Origin of the sequence: Paraburkholderia bryophila, from assembly GCF_013409255.1 — a bacterium.
GTDB lineage: Bacteria > Pseudomonadota > Gammaproteobacteria > Burkholderiales > Burkholderiaceae > Paraburkholderia.
Window position 1 is genome coordinate 1,911,546 of sequence record NZ_JACCAS010000002.1, and the last position, 18,974, is coordinate 1,930,519.

Sequence of the window (18,974 nt, forward strand, 5' to 3'; positions counted from 1 at the left end):
TATGCGCTCAAGCGCTCGCCAACCCATGCGTCACCAGCCGCAACGTCTCGACCGAACGCGGATCCCGAACCCGCGAATGCAGCGTCACCCGCGACTCCGGCAGCAGTGGCAAGCCGAGCCGCTCGCCGACATCGACCAGACCGCGCGGCGCGACCCGGCTCGCGAGCGGCGACACCGCCAACCCCGCCGCGACCGCTGCACCGACCGCCGCGACACCGCCGCCGACGAACACCTCCTGCCACGCGATCCCCGCCTCCGCCAACGCGCGCAGCGCCACTTCGCGCACGTTGCACGGCGGGCTGAGCAAGGCCAGCGCTAACGGCTCGCCGACGCGCGGCAGCCATTCCGGTGTAGCCAGCCAGCCGAGCGGTTCGCTGAAGAGCACCTGCGTATCGTCGCGCGGGGGCTCGTCCGGACCATAACGGACGATCACCGCGTCGAGCCGCCGCTCGTCGAATTGCGCGAGCAGCGCGGTCGACGTCCCCATGTGCAGTTCCACCACCAGTCCCGGATCCTGCGCATTGAGCCTGCCGAGCAACTGCGGCAACTCGGGCCCCGCGACATGCTCGCTCAGCCCCAGCACCAACCGGCGACGTTCCACCGACAGCGAACCCAGCGCCCGTTCATGCGCGTTCAACAGGTCGCGTGCCGCGCCGAGAAACGCGTTGCCGTCGCCGGAAAGGCGCACCACGCGAGGCGTGCGCTCCAGCAACTGCTTGCCCAGATGCGCTTCCAGCCGCTTGAGCTTGAGGCTCACGGCCGATTGCGTGGTGCCGAGCGCATCCGCCGCGCGCGTGAAGCTGCGCAGATCGGCGACCAGAACGAATGCGCGGACCGCGTCGAGATCAAGTACTTTCATTTCAATTCAATATAGATGAAATCATCAATGATGTCTGTTTATTATGACTGAGCGCGCCTAAGCTGTGTTTACCCAATCACTGCAACCAAGGAGATTCATCATGCCGCTCACACGAATTGCATTGCGCGCCGGCAAGCCGGCTGAATACCGGAAGGCGCTGACGCAGAGCATCCAGCGCTCGCTGGTGGAGACCTGCAACGTGCCGAAGGACGACATCTTCATGTTGATCACCGAGCACGACGCCGACAATTTTGTGTACGACAACCAGTATCTGAACGTCGAGCGCAGCGACAATCTGGTGATCGTTCAGATCACGTTCAACAACACGCGCACGATCGAGCAGAAAAAGGCGCTGTACAAGCGCATGGCGGATGAACTGGCGGAGTCGCCGGGGCTACGACGAGAAGATGTGTTTATCAATCTCGTCGAGGTGCTGAAGGAGAATTGGTCGTTCGGCAACGGGATCGCGCAGTACGCGCTTTGAGCAACGCGGAGCGCGAGTCGTAGCGGGAAGCTTCGCGACGCGAAACGGGCGGCATGGTCGATTCGGCTCGCTTTATGGAGCCGAGTTCGACCGTGCCGCCCGTTCGTTGTTGGGCCGCGAAAAGCGCTGCAGTCAAGCAATCGTATCGATGACCCCACCGTCCACACGCAGCGCCGCGCCGGTGGTCGCCGAAGCCTGCGGCGAGCACACGTACACGACCATGTTGGCCACTTCCTCGGTGCTGGCCGCGCGTTGGATGATCGAACTGCTGCGGTGCGCGCGCACGAATTCGGTGGCGACCTGTTCGACGGTTTTGCCTTGCTCGCGCGCGGTGTCTTCCACCATCGAACGGAATCCGTCTGACAGCGTCGGTCCGGGCAACACGGAATTCACCGTCACGCCGCTGCCGGCCGCCTGCTTGGCGATGCCACGCGCAATGCTCAACTGCGCGGTCTTCGAAAACCCATAAGCCAGCATATCCGGCGGAATGTTCAACCCCGATTCCGACGAGATGAACACCACGCGTCCCCATTTGCGCTCCATCATCCCCTTCAGATAGTGCCGCGTGAGTCGCACGCCCGACATGACGTTGACTTCGAAGTAGCGCGCCCAATCGTCGTCTGGCGTGGAGAAAATGTCGCCGGGTCCGAAGACGCCGAGGTTGTTCACCAGAATGTCCGCCTGCGGCACGGCTTTCGTCAGCGCGTCGCAGCCGGCCTGACTGCTGAGGTCGCCGGCGAAGCCTTGCAACTGCGCGTGCGGCGCCGTTTTGAGAATAGCTTCGATGGCGCTGTCTACGGCGTCCTGCTTGCGTCCGTTGACGACCGTCCGCGCGCCCGCCGCGGCGATGCCGGTGGCGATAGCCAAGCCGATCCCCGCGGTGGAGGCGCTGACGATAGCGGTCTTGCCCGTTAGATCGATGTTCACTGTGTGCTCCTTGTCGACGTTGCAACGCGTGAGCCGGAAGTGGCCGCGCCGGAAATAGGGAAGGACGGTGCCCGAGGCATCGAGCAGAAAGTATTCCACGGTTCCGTTTTCGAGGCCGGCTGCGTGCCAGGCTGGCGGGCGGTGGCGCGCGTTTGCGTCGTTATAATGATTCGCTGTCCTTGTTGCTGTTTTCGTTGCTGTCCATTCGCCTTCCACCACCGTTTCTCGCCATGACAACCGACCACACCGATCCTTCCCACGAACCCCTTGAACTCGGCGGTTCCGTCTGGTTTCAGGCGGGCGCGCAAACGCTCGGCGGCGCGTCGCGGATCGCGCTGCTCGCGGCGATCGGCGAAACCGGCTCGATCACCAGCGCGGCGAAAGCCGTCGGCATGAGCTACAAGGGCGCGTGGGACGCCGTCGACACGATGAACAACCTCGCCGGCGAGCCGCTCGTCGTGCGGCTGACCGGCGGCAAGGGCGGCGGCGGCACCACGCTCACGCCGCGCGCCGTGAAGCTGATCGAGACGTTTCGCGCGGTCGAGCGCGAGCATCGGCGCTTTCTGGAGCGCGCAGGCGCGGCGATTGAAGGATTCGCGACGGATTGGGATCTGATCGGCCGCATCGGCGTGAAAACGAGCGCGCGCAATCAGTTTTACGGCACGGTGTCGGCGGTGACGCGCGGCTCCGTCAACGACGAAGTGTCGCTGGCGCTGGCCGGCGGGCACGAAATCGTCGCCGTGGTCACGCATGAAAGCACCGAGACGCTGGGGCTTGTAGTGGGTTCGGCCGCGTTCGCGCTGATCAAGGCGTCGTGGGTCGTGCTGCTGGTCGAGAACGAAAGCGGCGCGCCGCTCAAGCTGTCGGCGCGCAATCAGTTGCGCGGCACGGTGCTGAGTGTGAAACGCGGGGCGGTGAGTGCCGAGGTATCGCTCGGGTTGGAAGGCGGCGCGGTGATCACGGCGGTCGTGACCAATGAGAGCGTCGACACGTTGGGCTTGGTGGAGGGTTCGGTTGCTGTCGCGGCGTTCAAGGCGTCGAGCGTGATACTTGGCGTGAAGGATTGAGCTGGCGGGCGGTGCGCCGGCCTTTGCTCTGATTCAAGGCTCGCTGCGCACGTAGCCCGCAAACGCCTGATGCTCGCGCACGCAGCCATCGCTGACTTGCACGACCTGATCGCCGAATGCGGCGACGTCGTCGGGATCGTGCGTGATCAATACCATTGGAATATCGAGCCGCGTTTGCAGGTCCGATAACTCGCGCCGCATGCGTTGACGCAGCGCGCTATCCAGCGCGGAAAACGGCTCGTCCAGCAGCAACAGCCGCGGTTGCGCGACCAGTGCACGCGCCAGTGCGACGCGCTGCTTCTGTCCACCGGAAAGCTGCGCCGGATGGTTCCCGGCCACGCTCTTCAATTCCAACGCATCGAGCCAGTAATCGACCTGCGGATGCGCGAACCGCGCACGCGGATTGAGCCAACCCTGCTGCAAACCGAAACCGATGTTCTGCCGCACATTGAGATGCGGAAACAGCGCGTAGTCCTGAAACAGATACGCGATCTTGCGCGCCTGCGGTTTCAGATCGATGCCGCGCGCGTTGTCGAACAGCGCGTCGCCATGCAGCGTGATCGCGCCTTCGTCGGGGCGCAGCAGGCCGGCAATCGCCTGCAACGTCAGGCTCTTGCCCGCGCCGGACGGCCCGAACAGCACGACGCGCGGCGTGGTCGCCTGGAATGCGACGTCGAGCGTAAAACGGCGCTCGGCGCTCTGGAATGTCTTGCGGATGTCGACGGCGAGCGGCATGTCAGCGGGACGTCAACAGGGTGTGCTGCGGCACGAGGCGGCCGGCCAGCAACAGGATCACGACGCACGTCACCGACGTCACGAGCACGAGGAAATTCGCGGTGCTGTCGTCGCCGGCTTGCACGGCCGAATAGACCGCCACCGACAGCGTCTGCGTGCGGCCCGGCAAGTTGCCCGCGATCATCAGCGTCGCGCCGAATTCGCCGAGCGCGCGGGCGAACGCCAGCAGCCCGCCCGCCAGAATGCCGCGCGACGCGAGCGGCAAGGTCACGCGAAAGAACACGGCGGTTTCGCTGACGCCGAGCGTGCGCGCGGCTCGTTCGAGTTGCGGATCGACGGCTTCAAACGCGGCGCGCGCCGACTTCAGCACGAGCGGAAATGCCACGACCGTCGACGCGATTACCGCGCCTTGCCAGGTGAACACCAACTGGATATCGAAACGATCGAGCCAACTGCCGATCACGCCGCGCCGCCCGAGCAGCACGAGCAGGTAGTAGCCGAGCACGGTGGGCGGCATCACGAGCGGCAGCGTCAGCAGCGAGTCGACCAGATCGCGCGCGCCGGAACGCCAGCGCGACAGGCCGAAGCCCGCCGCGACGCCGAACACCAGATTGAGCGCGGTGGCCCAGCCCGCTACTTTGAGCGACAGCAAGAGCGGAATCCAGGCCTGTTGCATGGGCGTGCGATGCCTCGGTGACTAGTGCTGACTAGTAGCGGTTAATGCGCGGGTTTGAAGCCGTACTTCGCCAGCACGGCCTGGCCAGCGGGCGACAGCACGAAGCTGATGAACGCTTGCGCGTCGGCCGCGTGACGGCTGCCTTCGACTTGCGCGATCGGATAGGTGATCGGCGTTTGCGTCGGCACGTTCAGCGCGACCTTGACCTTGTCCGGCATGACGGCGGCGTCGGTGCTGAAGACGAAGCCGGCGTCGACTTCGCCGCGCGACACGTAGTCGAGGCTTTGACGCACGTTGGCCGCCAGCACGGCCTTCGCGCTGACCGCGCCCCACACGCCCGCGGCCTGCAGCGCGCCTTGCGCATAACGGCCGATCGGCACGGAAGCCGGATCGCCATACGCGACACGTTTCACGTTCGCCGATGCCAGATCGTTGATGGCGGTCGGCGCGAAGTGGCTGTCCGTCGGCACGATCAGCACCAGCGAGTTCGCGGCGAAGTCCTTGCGCGTGGCCGGCACGATCACTTTTTCGGTGGTAGCTTTGTCCATGGCTTTCTGATCTGCGGACGCGAACACGTCGGCGGGCGCGCCCTTGGCGATTTGCTGCATCAGCACGTCGGAGGCGCCGAAGTTGAGCAGGACCTTGGTGCCGGGATGCTGCTGCTCGAACACGTCGCTGACGGCCTTGAAGGCGTTGGTCAGGCTGGCGGCGGCGGAGACCACCAGTTCATCGGCGCGCGCATTGACGCTGACAACCAGGGAGAAGGCGCTGGCGACGAACAGCGCGTGTTTCAGGAAGCGGCGGGACAGTGTCATGGAGGCTTGGGAGTCCGGCGCAGACCGGAGCGGCAGGTTAAAACGCTATCGTAATATATGAAAGGTTATAACGGTAACCATGACGGTTATTCAACTGTGCGCATAACCCGATGCGTGATGCGGCAACGGGTCGGCGTGTTAAACGTGGGATGAACGCGGCGGCGTGAGGGTATTGAGCGTTTGCGACAGCGGCGTAGTGGCCGGGCGGACATCGCGCACGGCCCGCCACTTGGCGCGGATGAACGGCCGCTCATGGCCGGACACCTTCAGCGCGATATGCGTGACCCAACGTTGCGTGGGCACATGAACGCCGTGCATCAGCAGCGCGAGGATCATCAGACTCGCGGTGACGGGCAGCGCCGACAGACGGCCGGGTTCGGCATGCCACGCCATACGCACGAACAGCAGCGCGGCGAGCGCGCCGACCAGACAGCCGGTAATGGCTTCAGAGGGCGAGTGAGCGCTCAGCACGACGCGCGACAACCCCACCGCGATACCGGCGGCCAGGCCGAGCAACACGCCGAGCAAACGGATGGCCGGCCGCGACGGCAGCAGCATTAAGAACAGCGCGACCGGATAGACCGCGGTGGAGAGCATGGCGTGACCGCTGACACCGGTGAAATCCAGTTCGCGCACGCCCACGCCCCAGCCGAGGAAGGCCAGCTTGGTCACGGTCGTCACGCCGATGGCCGCGCCCAGCACCAGCAGCCAGCCCGCTGCCATGCGCCACGAATAGCCGACGGCCAGCCACAGCGCGATGGCGAACGCGAGCGGCAGCGTCATGCCGGCGCCGCCGAGGCTGGTAATCGCGTACCACAGATGAACGGGTAAATCGGGCATGGCAAGAAGCGCGACCCAGGCCGCGTAGAATCGGTTGGTAGTGAATGGTTAACGCGCGAACGGCACGAATCGCCGACCTGGCGCTGCCTCGCACGTCAAAGAATTAACCGCCAGTATAGACGGGTGCTGCGGGGCGGTCCCGCCGCGCGCGACGCTTTCCGGCGCCGGACGTTGGCTGGCGAACAAGCCCTGACGCGGTTTGACGCCGAGTTCGCGACAAGGTTCGCCGGGCGGAAATTTCGCGGATTGAACGTGGTCCATGCCTCCAGCATCGCATGAGGAATGGTGTTATTGTGCATTGCACAACGAAATACCATTCCCGTTCTATCGGACGGATCCTGTCCCTTTTTGCGAGGTTACCGCCGATGGCAAAAAGTCTATCGAAGATCTGGCTGCGCGGTCTCAAGCGACTGCTGGCCATCCAGGCCGAGCCCCTTCACAAAGCTGCCAAGCGCACGCCGGCACGGCCGACCCGGGCTGCCACCAGCAAGGCTTCGGCGAAGGTTCGTCCGCTCAAGGCCGCTGCGGTGCGCACGCCGGCGAAGCGGGAGACGCCGCGGCCTGCCGCGCGGGAATCGCGGGTGCGGCCGCGCGCGTCGGCGTGGGCGAGCGGCGCATGGACACGCTCGTTCCATTCGGCGCCCGCCGCGCCCGGACGGCTGGTCAACCATCTTCAGTACGGCTTGTACATTCCGTCCGGGCATGCGCTCGAATCCATGCCGCTGGTCGTGATGCTGCACGGCTGTACCCAGTCGATCGACGAATTCGCCGAAGGCACGCGGATGAACGTGCTCGCCGACCGCTTCGGCTTTGCCGTGGTGTATCCCGAACAGTCGAAGCATGTGCATTCGCATCGCTGCTGGCATTGGTACGACGCTAGCGAAAGCGCCGGCGGCGCGGAGGCGCGCGCCGTGGTGTCGTTGGTGGATGCGCTGATCGCGCAGCATGGTTTCGACAGCGAACGCGTGTATGTCGCGGGTATTTCGGCCGGAGCAGGGCTGACCGCGTTGCTGGCGCTCAATTATCCGGACCATTTCGCGGCGGTGGCACTGCATTCCGGCCCCGCTTTCGGCGAAGCACGCTCAGGTATCGCCGCCATGGATGTGATGCGGCGCGGCGCGCGAGGTGAACCGGCTGAACTGGTCGACGCACTGGTCGATGTGGCGAACTATCCGGGCATGCCGGCGATTATCGTTCACGGCGACGCCGACCATGTGGTGTCGCCGGTCAATGCGGACCAACTGGCAGAGCAGTTCCTCCGCTTGAACCGTATCGTCGACGCGAACGGCGAGCGTAAATCCGGCGAAGTGCGCGAAGAACGCAAAGGCGGCGTCGTGATGCGCGACTACATTCGCAGCGGACGGCGGGTGGTGCGGCTGTGTCGCGTGCAAGGGCTCGCCCATGCGTGGAGCGGCGGCGACGACGTTATCCCGTTTCATTCCGCCAAAGGCCCTGATGCGAGCGCCATGGTGTGGGAATTTTTCAAGCATCAGCGCCGCGTGGGCGCCGGTCGATCGTCGGAAAGCCCTGTCGCAGCGATGTCCGCTGGTGTGCGGTGACATTGGATCAACATTTTTGAAATGAGTGGCACGGATTTAGGGTTTTCCCTATAATAGGGGTTATCCCTTAGGCGTTAACGCCTAACACTCATTGTCGAGGTTGACCATGTACCTGCTTAGCCGCCTGTTCCTGTTTCTGACCAAATCGCCCGATCAACTCGCGAAAGAACGCGCCGACGCTTTCCTCGCCGAAGCCACCGATCTGTACGATCTGGAATTCCGTATGCGCAAGCTCGACCGCGAAGCGAACCCGCGTCAACCGTCGTGGATGAGCCAGCAGCACTAAGCTGCGCAAAGTTGAAGCATCGGTGCGAACGCAGACACCGATGTTCGGGGTGAAGCGCCCAAGCTGTTACGTGCACTCAGCCACGCCGAGACACGCCTACACAGCCGGATTCAATTGCCACAACGCGTGATTCAACGCCGCGGCGAACACCACCCAAGCTACATAGGGCACGAGCAGTCCACCTGCCCAGCGGTCCCGTCGCCAGAACGCAAATGTCAGCACGGCGATCAAGACCAGCAGTATCGCGATATCGACCAACGCCATGTCTGGTCGATGCAGCCCGAAGAAAAGCCACATCCATGCTGCGTTGAACAGCAGTTGAACGGCCCATAAGACAATCGCGGCGCTTAGCCCATCGCGTTTCCACACGCGCCACGCGGCAATTGCCATCAGCACATACAGCACCGACCACGCCGGCGGAAACACCCAGTTCGGCGGATTGAACGCAGGCTTTTGCAGCGCTGCGTACCAGGCGTCAGGTAGAAACTGGCTCGCGACTAATGCGGTGGCCAGCGTCAACAGCAGAAATACGATCAGCGACGGCAGACGACGCATTCCGGTTGCCTCCATGTAGGCATTTTCAATTCAATCCCAATGACGTGCGCGAGCACTCACTTGCCGAAACGAGCCAGCGTACGGGCTCGCGCTTCCGCATGATCGACGATCGGCGCGGGATAATCCTCGCCCAACACCACCCCGAATTCCGCAAGCCGTTCCGTGCCAGCTAGCCACGGTGCATGGATCCATTTGGGCGGCAGCTTTGCCAGTTCGGGCAGATAGCGTTTGATGAAACGCCCTTCGGCATCGAATTTTTCGGACTGCGTGATCGGGTTGAAGATCCGGAAATACGGCTGTGCATCGCATCCCGTCGACGCCGCCCACTGCCAGCCGCCGTTATTCGCCGAAAAATCGAAGTCGTTCAGTTGCTCAGCGAAATAGCGCTCGCCGAGCCGCCAGTCCACTCCCAGATCCTTCACGAGAAAACTCGCCGTGACCATCCGCAAGCGGTTGTGCATGTAGCCCGTGCGGTTCAGTTGCAGCATCGCGGCATCGACCAGCGGATAACCGGTGCGGCCATCGCACCACGCGGCGAATGCCTCGTCCGCTTCCGGACCTTGTTCCCAGCGCAGCCGGTCGTACTCTTCCTTGAACGACGCGCCGCTTGCCAGTCGCGGATGATGCGCCAGGATCATGAAGTAAAAATCCCGCCAGATCAGTTCCGATAACCACGTGGCCGAGCCTTGGCCGTCGGGCTGCAGCGACATCTCGTGGGCGAGGCGCGCGAGCGTGCGAATCGAGACTGTGCCGAAGCGCAAATGCATCGACAGATAGCTTGGGCCCTTGGACGCGGGAAAGTCGCGCCGGTCGGCGTAGCTGTCGATGCGGGTCATGAAATCGTCGAGTAGCTGCTGCGCGCCGCTCACGCCGGTGGGCAGCGCCAGTTCCGCGAGATTGCTCGGCGCGAAACCAAGCTGCTTAAGTGTCGGCAATTGCCGATCCAGCGCAGCCGGCGGCGTGGCCAGATGTTCCGCGTAGGTTTCCACCGGATACGGCTTCAAATCGAATGCCGTCAATTGCTTGAGCCATGCGTTCTTGTACGGCGTGAACACGGTGAACGGCTTCTTCTGGCCAGTTAGCACCTCGTCGCGCTCAAAGATCACCTGATCCTTGAAGGTCAGCAATTGGCGTCCGGCGTCGGCGAGACGTTCTTGCACCGTGTCGTCGCGTGCGATTGCCACGGGCTCGTAATCGTGATTCGCGAACACCGCGTCCACGCCGAGCTGGTCGGCAAGCTTCGGCACCAGTTCGGCCGGATCGCCATACAGCACGATCAGGCCGCCACCCTCGGCGCGCAGCGCCTCGTCCAGTTCGCCCAGCGCCGCCAGAATGAACTCGATGCGGCGGTCCTGCACGGGAGTATCCGGACGACGCGCCTGCCAGGCGTCGACTAGCGGCTGAAGGATCGTCGTGTCGAACACGAACACGCACCACACCTGTTCACAATGTTTGAGCGCGTAGTAAAGCGCGGCGTTGTCCGTGCCGCGCAGGTCGCGGCGGAACCAGACCAGACCGGTTTCGAAGGAGTCGTTCAGTCGTCGGACGCGTGTCATCGGGTGCGAGAAGAGTTGGGTGAAGGTTGCTGTGGCTGGCGTCCAAAGCGCGGTCTGACGCGCCAGCGCCAGCGCGTTAGAGGATCGGATTGTCGTCGCACATTGCGTGCCGCGTCCAGAAACGACAAAACGCCCGCCCCTATTGTGCAGGGAGCGGGCGCTGTTCGCGGCGGCGCGGTTTGCCGCGCCATATCGCGTGATGCTTCAGCAATTCACCGAGGTCGCAGCTTACGCGACTTGCAGGCGAACCGCGACGTTGTTGCGCGTAGCGTTCGAGTACGGGCAAACCTGGTGAGCGGCGTCGACCAGTTCCTTCGCGGCGGCTGCCTCTAGACCCGGCAGCGACACCCGCAGTTCGATGTCGAGTGCGAAACCGCCGTTGTCGTTCGGGCCGATGCCGACTTCCGCGGTGACTTGAGTGTCAGCCGGCAGCGTCTGCTTGTGCTGACCGGCGACGAACTTCATCGCGCTCAGGAAACACGCCGAGTAGCCTGCGGCAAACAGTTGTTCCGGATTCGTGCCCGCTGTACCGTTGCCGCCGAGTTCGCGCGGCGCCGCCAGCTTAACGTCCAATGCGTTGTCCGCCGATACTGCGCGGCCGTCGCGGCCACCGGTGCTCGTTGCGCTGGTCTTGTACAGAATGTTCATGGTGCTGCTCCTTTGTCTCGGTTGTCGGGATCTGCATGGTTGCCGCTGTTTGCCCGCCGTTCTGGCGGAGCGCTTTGGAAGCGGCATATGACTAAGATAGTACACAAATCATTAGTGTGCAAATGAAATTTCACATGGAGCCGATAGCCGGCCCGATGCACCAGGCGGACTAGTGGTCCATGTAATCGTTGAGGGTAGTCCGCAAACGTGTCAAATCGTCGCGCAAACGCAGCAGGAATTCTGGTGTCTGCTGGGTCGCGCAGAAGATTTCGGCGGGCACTTCGCGCGCCTGGCGTTTCAGCGCGGTGCCGGCTTTGGTCAGGCGGATGTACACCAGTCGTTCATCGTCGACGCCGCGTACGCGCTCCAGCAGGCCTTGCGACTCGAGGCGCTTGAGCAGCGGCGTGACCGTCGCGGAATCGAGATTCAGACGCGCGGCCATGTCCTTGACCGTGACGTCGTCGCTCTCCCACAGCACCAGCATGGCCAGGTATTGCGGGTAGGTGAGCCCTAGCTTGTCGAGCAGCGGCTTGTAGGCTTTCGTCATGGCAAGCGAAGTCGAATAGAGCGCGAAGCAAAGTTGCTCGTCGAGCGTGAAGGGCAAAGCGGGGCGCTGGGTCATGATGCATCTCGTCTGGAATAGCGCACAAATAGATTGCGCACAAACTATTGTGCCGCAAATCGATGTGCGATGACGAGTGCTGGGAAAGGGCGGGGAAAGGGCGGGCGCCAGAACAGCGCCCGCGCCTGAACAGCTTTCAGGCTTGAATCAAGCCGCCGGCGTGGTCGGCAGATCCGGCGTCTCGGGCGTTTGCACGCCGAAGCAGCCGCGGTACGTCGCGTAAAACGAGCAATACAGCATGGTCGTGACGATCATCGTGGCGGGCATGAGCACCGCGAACGCGAAGTCGGCCGCGCCCAGCGCCTGCATCAGCGCCGACAAACCGAGCGATACCGTGGTCGCGGCAGCGAACCACAGCGCGCCGAACACGATAAACGCGCCACGATTGCGCCAGCAGCTGACCACGCTGAAGAACATGGCCTTCATGGGCGGCACGTCGTGCCAGGCGGCGAGAATCGGCGAGAACCAGAAAATCATCGCCACCGGAATGTAGAGCGCGAACGCGGCGAGGATCGCGAGCGGGATATTGCTGTTGGCGATCGCTTCCTGATCCATGGCGGCGGCGCCGAGCATGACCTTCAGCAGCATGCCGCCGTCGGCGAGCGCCGAACCGGCCAGCACCAGCGCCATCGCGACGACATACAGCACGCCGAGCACCAGCAGCCGTTTGGCGACCACCGGACCATACGAGTGAAAGCCATCGACCAGAATGGTCGGGAACACCGGCTTGCCGGCGATCGTATTACGGCACGCGGCCATGAACCCGACCGCGACGCCCGGGATAAACGCCAGCGGCAATACGCCGCCGATCACCGGGATCTGCGCCACGAGCGTCATGACCAGCAAATAGGTGAAGAACAGCGTCAGGAAAGCGAGCGGGTTCTTGCGGAACAGCCAGATACCCTGCCGGAACCATACGTAGCCGGTTTTCGCGGGGACTTCGATCAGTTGCATGAGGTATGAATGCCTGGGAGTGCAACGCCGGAAAGGCGTTCGCGCAGAATGCGCTCGAAATGGCCGGGGTCGTGCGGTTTAAGCAGTTCAGCCGCGCGTGGCAAATGAAAATCATACAGGCGCGAGACCCAGAAACGGTACGCGCCCGCGCGCAACATGTCGCCCCAGTGGCGGTTTTCTTCGGCGGTGAACGGTCGCACGGTCTGATATGCGCGCAGCATGGCCTCGGTGCGCTCGTCGTTCAGCTTGCCGGTGGCGAGGTCGACGCACCAGTCGTTGACGGCGACCGCGATGTCGAACAGCCACTTGTCGCAGCCGGCGAAATAGAAGTCGAAGAAGCCGCCGAGGCGCACTTCGTGGCCCGTGTCCGGCGCGGCGTGCGCGAACATGGCGTTGTCGCGGAACAGATCGGCGTGGCAGGGGCCTTCGGGCAGCGCGGCGTAATCGGCCGACGCGAAGAATGCTTCCTGATGCGCCAGTTCGGACACCAGCAGATCGCGCTGCTCGCCTTCCAGAAACGGCAGGACGGTCGGCACGGTTTCCTGCCACCACGGCAGGCTGCGCAGATTCGGCTGGTAGCGCGGATAGTCGCGGCCCGCGAGGTGCATGCGCGCCATCATCTGTCCGACTTCGACGCAGTGTTCGACGCCCGGCGACAATTCCGGCACGCCTTCCAGCTTGGTGACGATGGTCGCGGGCTTGCCGCTCAACGTGCCGAACAGCGTGCCGTCTTCGCGCGGCAGCGGATCAGGCACGGGCACGCGATGCGCGGCCAGATGCTGCATGAGGTCGAGATAGAACGGCAGTTGCTCGGCCGTCAGCTTTTCGAAAATCGTGAGGACGTATTCGCCGCGCGTCGTCGTCAGAAAGAAGTTGCTGTTCTCGATGCCGGACGAGATGCCACGCAACTCGACGACGTCGCCGAGATCGTAGTGGCACATCCATTCAGCTAGTTGGGATTCGGTGACAGCAGTGAAGACAGCCATGCGGGAAACGTCGGATCAAGTTGGTCGGGCTGGCTCGGTGCGGCCAGTGCGAGGTGTGGCAAAAGCGGTGACAAAAACGGTGGTGAAACGGCGACAACAGCAAAGACAGGAAACGCTGGCGGAGGCGGTGTCGAACACACGGTCCGTCAGGGCCGTCGAGCGAGCGCGGTATCACAACGCCGTATCGCCTAAGTGAAGTCCGTTCGGCAAGCAGGCTGAAAGCCCGGGGAGACGCTGCGCAACGTGCGCGCATCCGGCTCGGCGGTCCGCACAGGACCGTCGCGCCGCGACGTCTCAAACCATCAATAGCTCAAATGCACGGACGGCAAACGCGTGCTGGCCTGGCCGTTGTCGCGCACCTTCGGCGATGTGTCGAGCGGCGCGCTCATCTGATAACGCGTGCCGAGGTTCGAATGCACATTGATTTCGACGGGCTTGCCTTTGTCGCGGTATTCGGTGATTTCGGTGCCGTTGCCGCTTTTTTCGTAGAAGCTCGGTGTACGCGGGACATTGATTTCGACCTTCGAACTGACCTCGGCGGCCGGACGATTGATCTTCTCCAGGTCGGGCAAGCCGGCGCGTTCATTGGCCGACTGGGGTGCACCGGGGGCCGGAGTGTCATCGACAGGCTGGGCAGCCATCGCGGCATTGCCAAAGGCGAGAGCCAGTGCAACGGCGACGGGAAGGAGCGGCTTCATGGTGATTCTCCAATATGGTGGCCCGATTCTAGCAAATCCAGCCAGGCCTACGGGCGCGATCGCCTTATTTTGCGCCGCTTTCGCGCGGCGCGCGCGCAATCTTGCCGGGCTTGCGGAGGCAGAGGTTACACGCGCTGCAAGGTCATTTGGCGATCGCGGGTTCCGTGGTAATGTCGTTGCATCAATCGAGGCGAATGAAGATGAACAACGATACCAATCAACGCGCGGTGCAGACTCCCGCCAACAGCTTCCCAACCGAATCCTTCGACGACGCCACCGAGGCCGTCACCTACCTCTCGGCGATTTACGAAGCGAACACCTCGTTCCTGCGCGACGCTTTTGCGCGCTACCGCCGCAACGAATTGTTCGAACGCCGGGTGCGCGCCTGCTACCCGTTCGTGCGCGTGCGGACCGAGGTCAACACGCATATTGATTCGCGTCGCTCGTATGGTTTCGTCGCGGGTCCGGGCATGTTCGAGACGACCGTGACGCGACCGGATCTGTTCGGCGATTACTATCGCGAGCAATTGCGTTTGCTTGCCAAGAATCATCATGTGAAGATCGAAGTGGGCGTGTCGGAGCAACCGATTCCGATTCACTTCGCGTTCGCCGAGGGCATTCACCTTGAAGGCGATCTGGATCGCGAACGCCTGTTCCTGATGCGCGACGTGTTCGACGTGCCCGACCTCGCGTTGCTCGACGACCGTATCGTCAACGGCACGTATGAGCCGCTGCCGGGCGAGCCGCATCCGCTCGCGCTGTTCACGGCGGCGCGGGTCGATTTCTCGCTGCATCGACTGAAGCACTATACGGCGACGTCGCCCACGCATTGCCAGAACTACGTGCTGTACACGAACTACCAGTTCTATATCGACGAGTTCGTCAAACTCGGCCGTACGATGATGGCCCATACCGACGACGAAGAACTGCGCGCCTATCGCAGCGAATACACGTCGTTCGTCGAACCCGGCGACGTGATCACGTACAACGAGAATCTCGGCGAAGAGGCGCAGGAAGGCACGCCGCCGCCCCGTCTGCCGCAAATGCCCGCGTATCACCTGAAGCGCGCCGATGGTAGCGGCATCACGATGGTCAACATCGGCGTCGGGCCGTCGAACGCGAAGACGATCACCGATCACATCGCCGTGCTGCGTCCGCATGCGTGGATCATGCTCGGCCACTGCGCGGGTCTGCGCAATACGCAGCGTCTCGGCGACTACGTGCTCGCGCACGGTTATGTGCGCGAGGATCACGTGCTCGACGATGATTTGCCGCTGTGGGTGCCGATTCCGGCGCTCGCCGAAGTGCAGGTGGCGCTGGAGCGCGCGGTCGCGCAGATCACGCAACTGGACGGCGTTGAGCTCAAGCGTGTGATGCGTACGGGCACTGTTGCGAGCGTGGATAACCGCAACTGGGAGTTGCGGGATCATCGCGAGCCGGTGCAGCGGTTATCGCAAAGCCGTGCGGTCGCGCTCGATATGGAAAGCGCGACGATTGCCGCGAACGGCTTCCGTTTCCGGGTGCCTTACGGGACCTTGCTTTGTGTGTCGGATAAGCCGCTGCATGGCGAGTTGAAGCTGCCCGGCATGGCCGATCAGTTTTATCGCGCGCAGGTCGATCAGCATCTGCAGATCGGCGTGAAGGCGATGGAGCTATTGCGGATGAACGGGCTGCATCGGTTGCATAGCCGGAAGCTGCGGAGTTTCGCGGAAGTGGCGTTTCAGTAAGTTAGCGGCCTTTGAGAGGCGGGGCTCGGGCCTCACATCTGCCCGAACCCCGTTAACCCGATCAAACTCCCCGCCGCCAGCAGCCACAGCGGATGAATCCGCGTCTTCAGCGACAACGCAGTTGTAAACGCAGTAATCCCCCAGGCAATCGCCGTCGGATCCGACGCCTTGGCGATCAGCACTGCGCTTGCCGCGACAATTCCGGCCGTCACCGGCACCAGTCCCAACTGCGCGTAACTCCGCCACGGACGATCCTTAAACCGCTCCCAGGCATGCAATGCCAGTATCGTCACAATCGACGACGGCCCGAACTTCGCCACGGAAGTCACCAGCATCCCCGCCCAACCGGCCACGTGCCAACCCACCAGCGTGACGATCATCAGATTGGGCCCCGGCGCGGCCTGCGCGAGCGCGAACAGCGCGCTGAATTCGCTGGCCGGCATCCAGTGATGCACGTCCACCACCTGGCGCTGCATCTCCGGAAGAATCGTATTACCGCCGCCGAACGCGAGCAGCGAAAGCTGACTGAAAATAACAGCGAGAGCAATGAGCGTGTCGTTCATCGTGCGCTCCTCGACGCGATGTAGATGCTGAGCGGCGTCAGGACCAGCATGGTCGGCAGCAGCGGCAGCCGCAAGATTGCAATCGCGATGAAACCGAGCACGGCGATCAGTGCGCCCAGTGGTTTGCCGCGCAACGGCAGCACGATCTTCACCGCCATCGCGATCAACAGACCGGCCGCCGCAGCGGCAAGCCCGGCAAACAGATGACGAACATGCGGGTCGTTCTGCGTATGTTCGTACAGCACGCCGAGTCCGATCACCACCAGCGAAGGCCCCGCGATCAACCCAAGCAGGCCGGCCAGCGCCCCCGGCACGCCGCGAAAGCGCATGCCCATGGCCACCGACAGATTGATGACATTGCCGCCAGGGAGAAATTGGCACAGCCCCAGCAGGTCGGTGAATTCTTCCCCGCTCAGCCAGCGGCGCTGTTCGACCAGCGCGCGCCGCGCCAACGGCAGTGCGCCGCCGAAAGAGATCAGCCCGAGGCCGAGAAAACCGCCGAAAATTTCCCGCAGCGTGGGCGTCGGCGCCAGGCCGGTCTCGGATGAGGTGAGGTCGTGATCCATATCGCTAAGCTTCCAGTTCAAGCTCAGCAGGTTAGCGCCGAACTGACTGCATGCAAAACGATTTCTCGGCGCGGCTTTGTGACTTAGAATCACAAGCATGGCCCGTAACCTTCCTCCTTTTCCGGCGCTGCGCGCCTTCGAAGCCGCGGCACGGCATGAAAGCTTCACCGCGGCGGCGAACGAATTGCATGTGACGCACGGTGCAATCAGCCGCCAGGTCGCGGCTTTCGAAACGTGGCTCGGCGTGCAGGTGTTCCACCGTCGCGGCAAACGCGTGCGTCTTACCGACGACGGCCGCCGTTATCTGTCCACCGTGCAGGCCGCGTTCGACAGCATCGCGCTCGCCACCGATCAACTGCGCGACAGCGGCGTCGTTCAGGTGCTGCGCGTGAACGCGCTACCCACCTTCGCGATGAAGTGGTTGTTGCCGCGCCTGCATCAGTTCCAACGCAAGGTGCCGAATGTGGAGCTGCGGCTATCCACGTCGAACGCGCCCGTGGACACCCTGGAGAGTTTCGACGTCGCGGTGCGGCGCGGCCCGGCACATTGGCCGAACTGCGTGAGCGGTCATTTTCTGGGCGAAAGCGAGATTCCTGTATGTAGTCCCGCGCTGTTGCAGCGCTCGCCGATCAAAGTCGCCGACGATCTCGCGCGGCACGTGCTGCTGCATTCCGACACGCGGCCGGATGCGTGGGCTAACTGGTTATCGGCGGCTGGGGTGACGGTGAAATGCCGCAAGAAGCAGTCGTTCGACCACTTCTATCTGGCCTTGCAGGCCGCGGTGGATGGTCTCGGCGTGGCGCTCGGCCCGTTGCCCCTGCTCGCAGATGAGCTGGTATCGGGGCGGCTCGTGGTGCCGCTGGCCGGTCCGCGTATCGACGCGCGCGGCTACTGGTGGGTGGCGAGGCGGGAGGTCGCGCAGGCGCCGCTGGTGGCGCTGTTCTGCGAATGGCTGCAGGCGCAGGGTGATCAGACCGATATAGTGGAAACGGGCAGCCTGGAGGCTGCCCGTTAGCGTTCACGAATGCATGGCATCGCGTTGTATGGCATCAAGCGGCATTCGCTTCGCACCGAAGCACGAAGCAAACACCGAACAACCCAACGCCTTACAGATAGAACATCCGGTCTTCATCCGACTTCGCCGGATGCGGCTCCGTCTCTTCACGGTCTTCATAAAACTTCAGCACCGCTTCGAGCACCTGGTCCGGATCGTCGATCACCTGCATCAGATCCATGTCGGCCGGATTGATCAGGCCCATGGGCGTGAGCGAATTCTTGAACCACGCGAGCAGGCCTTCCCAAAACTCGGCGCCCACGAGAATGATCGGCACATGGCGCGACTTTTTGGTTTGAATCAGCGTGAGCACTTCGGCCAGTTCGTCCAGCGTGCCGAAGCCGCCCGGCATCACGATCACCGCGTCCGAGTTCTTCACGAACGTCACTTTGCGCGTGAAGAAATGACGGAAGCGCAGCGAGATGTCTTGCCACTGATTGCCCGATTGCTCGTGCGGCAGTTCGATGTTCAGGCCGACCGACGGCGCCTTGCCGGCATGCGCGCCCTTGTTGGCCGCTTCCATGATGCCGGGGCCGCCGCCCGAGATCACCGCGAAGCCTGCGTCCGACAGCTTGCGCGCGATTTGCGTGGCGAGTTTGTAGTAGGGCGAGTTCGGTTTCAGGCGCGCTGAACCGTAGATGCTGACAGCCGGGCGAATCTCCGAGAGGTACTCGGTCGCCTCGATAAACTCTGCCATAATCGTGAACATCTGCCACGATGCGCGGGCCTTCTTAGCCGTAGCGCGCTCTTGATCTGCGAGTGATCGCAGACTCGGAATCACTTTTCTCTTAGTCATA

Annotated in this window: 22 protein-coding genes; 6 read left to right on the forward strand and 16 right to left on the reverse strand. The window is 63.1% G+C overall.

Annotated features, from left to right (window positions below; all coding sequences use genetic code 11):
• Positions 1–7: 7 nt before the first annotated feature.
• Complete coding sequence (locus GGD40_RS29540; protein WP_179710899.1) at positions 8–859, reverse strand: LysR family transcriptional regulator; 852 nt, start codon at positions 857–859, stop codon at positions 8–10.
• A 100-nt stretch (positions 860–959) separates the two neighbouring features.
• Here GGD40_RS29540 and GGD40_RS29545 point away from each other — a divergent pair, with 100 nt between their 5' ends.
• The gene (locus GGD40_RS29545) at positions 960–1,343 is read left to right on the forward strand and encodes a tautomerase family protein (RefSeq protein WP_179746037.1); all 384 of its coding nucleotides are present in this window, start codon (positions 960–962) and stop codon (positions 1,341–1,343) included.
• Positions 1,344–1,475: 132 nt separating this feature from the next.
• Here GGD40_RS29545 and GGD40_RS29550 read toward each other — a convergent pair whose 3' ends face one another.
• Positions 1,476–2,270, reverse strand: coding sequence for an SDR family NAD(P)-dependent oxidoreductase (locus tag GGD40_RS29550; RefSeq protein ID WP_179747091.1), 795 nt, complete (start codon positions 2,268–2,270; stop codon positions 1,476–1,478).
• Between the two features lie 230 nt (positions 2,271–2,500).
• Here GGD40_RS29550 and GGD40_RS29555 point away from each other — a divergent pair, with 230 nt between their 5' ends.
• Entirely contained in the window at positions 2,501–3,337 is an 837-nt protein-coding gene (locus tag GGD40_RS29555) for a TOBE domain-containing protein (protein WP_179746038.1), read from the forward strand.
• 33 nt (positions 3,338–3,370) lie between these two features.
• Here GGD40_RS29555 and GGD40_RS29560 read toward each other — a convergent pair whose 3' ends face one another.
• The 4 genes from GGD40_RS29560 to GGD40_RS29575 all read right to left on the reverse strand — a co-directional run bounded on the left by GGD40_RS29560 (position 3,371) and on the right by GGD40_RS29575 (position 6,403).
• Positions 3,371–4,072, reverse strand: coding sequence for a sulfate/molybdate ABC transporter ATP-binding protein (locus GGD40_RS29560; RefSeq protein WP_179746039.1), 702 nt, complete (start codon positions 4,070–4,072; stop codon positions 3,371–3,373).
• Between the two features lies 1 nt (position 4,073).
• On the reverse strand, positions 4,074–4,748 hold the full coding sequence (gene modB / locus GGD40_RS29565) for a molybdate ABC transporter permease subunit (RefSeq protein WP_035561113.1): 675 nt from the start codon (positions 4,746–4,748) through the stop codon (positions 4,074–4,076).
• Positions 4,749–4,789: 41 nt separating this feature from the next.
• Entirely contained in the window at positions 4,790–5,563 is a 774-nt protein-coding gene (gene modA / locus GGD40_RS29570) for a molybdate ABC transporter substrate-binding protein (RefSeq protein WP_179746040.1), read from the reverse strand.
• A gap of 138 nt (positions 5,564–5,701) precedes the next feature.
• A complete protein-coding gene (locus GGD40_RS29575; RefSeq protein ID WP_179746041.1) occupies positions 5,702–6,403 on the reverse strand; it encodes a phosphatase PAP2 family protein in 702 nt (233 codons plus the stop codon).
• Between the two features lie 365 nt (positions 6,404–6,768).
• Here GGD40_RS29575 and GGD40_RS29580 point away from each other — a divergent pair, with 365 nt between their 5' ends.
• Together GGD40_RS29580 and GGD40_RS29585 are read left to right on the forward strand one after the other, a co-directional pair.
• Complete coding sequence (locus GGD40_RS29580) at positions 6,769–7,962, forward strand: extracellular catalytic domain type 1 short-chain-length polyhydroxyalkanoate depolymerase (protein WP_179746042.1); 1,194 nt, start codon at positions 6,769–6,771, stop codon at positions 7,960–7,962.
• A 106-nt stretch (positions 7,963–8,068) separates the two neighbouring features.
• The gene (locus tag GGD40_RS29585; RefSeq protein ID WP_179710883.1) at positions 8,069–8,248 is read left to right on the forward strand and encodes a DUF3563 family protein; all 180 of its coding nucleotides are present in this window, start codon (positions 8,069–8,071) and stop codon (positions 8,246–8,248) included.
• Positions 8,249–8,344: 96 nt separating this feature from the next.
• Here the strand turns inward: GGD40_RS29585 and GGD40_RS29590 are convergent, their stop codons facing one another.
• From GGD40_RS29590 to GGD40_RS29620, 7 genes are all read right to left on the reverse strand, one after another.
• The gene (locus GGD40_RS29590; protein WP_179746043.1) at positions 8,345–8,803 is read right to left on the reverse strand and encodes a TspO/MBR family protein; all 459 of its coding nucleotides are present in this window, start codon (positions 8,801–8,803) and stop codon (positions 8,345–8,347) included.
• Between the two features lie 56 nt (positions 8,804–8,859).
• Positions 8,860–10,359 carry a cryptochrome/photolyase family protein gene (locus GGD40_RS29595; protein WP_179746044.1) on the reverse strand — a complete coding sequence of 500 codons (1,500 nt, stop codon included), beginning with the start codon at positions 10,357–10,359 and terminating at the stop codon, positions 8,860–8,862.
• Between the two features lie 228 nt (positions 10,360–10,587).
• Complete coding sequence (locus GGD40_RS29600; protein ID WP_179710879.1) at positions 10,588–11,007, reverse strand: organic hydroperoxide resistance protein; 420 nt, start codon at positions 11,005–11,007, stop codon at positions 10,588–10,590.
• Between the two features lie 169 nt (positions 11,008–11,176).
• On the reverse strand, positions 11,177–11,629 hold the full coding sequence (locus GGD40_RS29605) for a MarR family winged helix-turn-helix transcriptional regulator (protein ID WP_179710877.1): 453 nt from the start codon (positions 11,627–11,629) through the stop codon (positions 11,177–11,179).
• Between the two features lie 147 nt (positions 11,630–11,776).
• On the reverse strand, positions 11,777–12,583 hold the full coding sequence (locus GGD40_RS29610) for a BPSS1780 family membrane protein (protein ID WP_179710875.1): 807 nt from the start codon (positions 12,581–12,583) through the stop codon (positions 11,777–11,779).
• A complete protein-coding gene (locus GGD40_RS29615) occupies positions 12,574–13,569 on the reverse strand; it encodes a homoserine kinase (protein WP_179710873.1) in 996 nt (331 codons plus the stop codon). The genes GGD40_RS29610 and GGD40_RS29615 overlap by 10 nt, the downstream gene beginning before the upstream one ends.
• A gap of 302 nt (positions 13,570–13,871) precedes the next feature.
• Positions 13,872–14,267, reverse strand: coding sequence for a hypothetical protein (locus GGD40_RS29620; protein ID WP_035561139.1), 396 nt, complete (start codon positions 14,265–14,267; stop codon positions 13,872–13,874).
• A gap of 200 nt (positions 14,268–14,467) precedes the next feature.
• Here GGD40_RS29620 and GGD40_RS29625 point away from each other — a divergent pair, with 200 nt between their 5' ends.
• On the forward strand, positions 14,468–15,994 hold the full coding sequence (locus tag GGD40_RS29625; RefSeq protein WP_179710871.1) for an AMP nucleosidase: 1,527 nt from the start codon (positions 14,468–14,470) through the stop codon (positions 15,992–15,994).
• A 32-nt stretch (positions 15,995–16,026) separates the two neighbouring features.
• Here the strand turns inward: GGD40_RS29625 and GGD40_RS29630 are convergent, their stop codons facing one another.
• Positions 16,027–16,557, reverse strand: a complete 531-nt coding sequence (locus tag GGD40_RS29630) for a chromate transporter (RefSeq protein WP_179746045.1) — start codon at positions 16,555–16,557, stop codon at positions 16,027–16,029.
• Entirely contained in the window at positions 16,554–17,123 is a 570-nt protein-coding gene (locus GGD40_RS29635; protein WP_179710869.1) for a chromate transporter, read from the reverse strand. Before GGD40_RS29635 ends, GGD40_RS29630 begins: the two co-directional genes overlap by 4 nt.
• A 97-nt stretch (positions 17,124–17,220) precedes the next feature.
• Here GGD40_RS29635 and GGD40_RS29640 point away from each other — a divergent pair, with 97 nt between their 5' ends.
• Positions 17,221–18,138 carry a transcriptional regulator GcvA gene (locus GGD40_RS29640; protein ID WP_179746046.1) on the forward strand — a complete coding sequence of 306 codons (918 nt, stop codon included), beginning with the start codon at positions 17,221–17,223 and terminating at the stop codon, positions 18,136–18,138.
• A gap of 91 nt (positions 18,139–18,229) precedes the next feature.
• Here the strand turns inward: GGD40_RS29640 and GGD40_RS29645 are convergent, their stop codons facing one another.
• A complete protein-coding gene (locus tag GGD40_RS29645; protein WP_035561148.1) occupies positions 18,230–18,973 on the reverse strand; it encodes an LOG family protein in 744 nt (247 codons plus the stop codon).
• Position 18,974 lies beyond the last annotated feature (1 nt).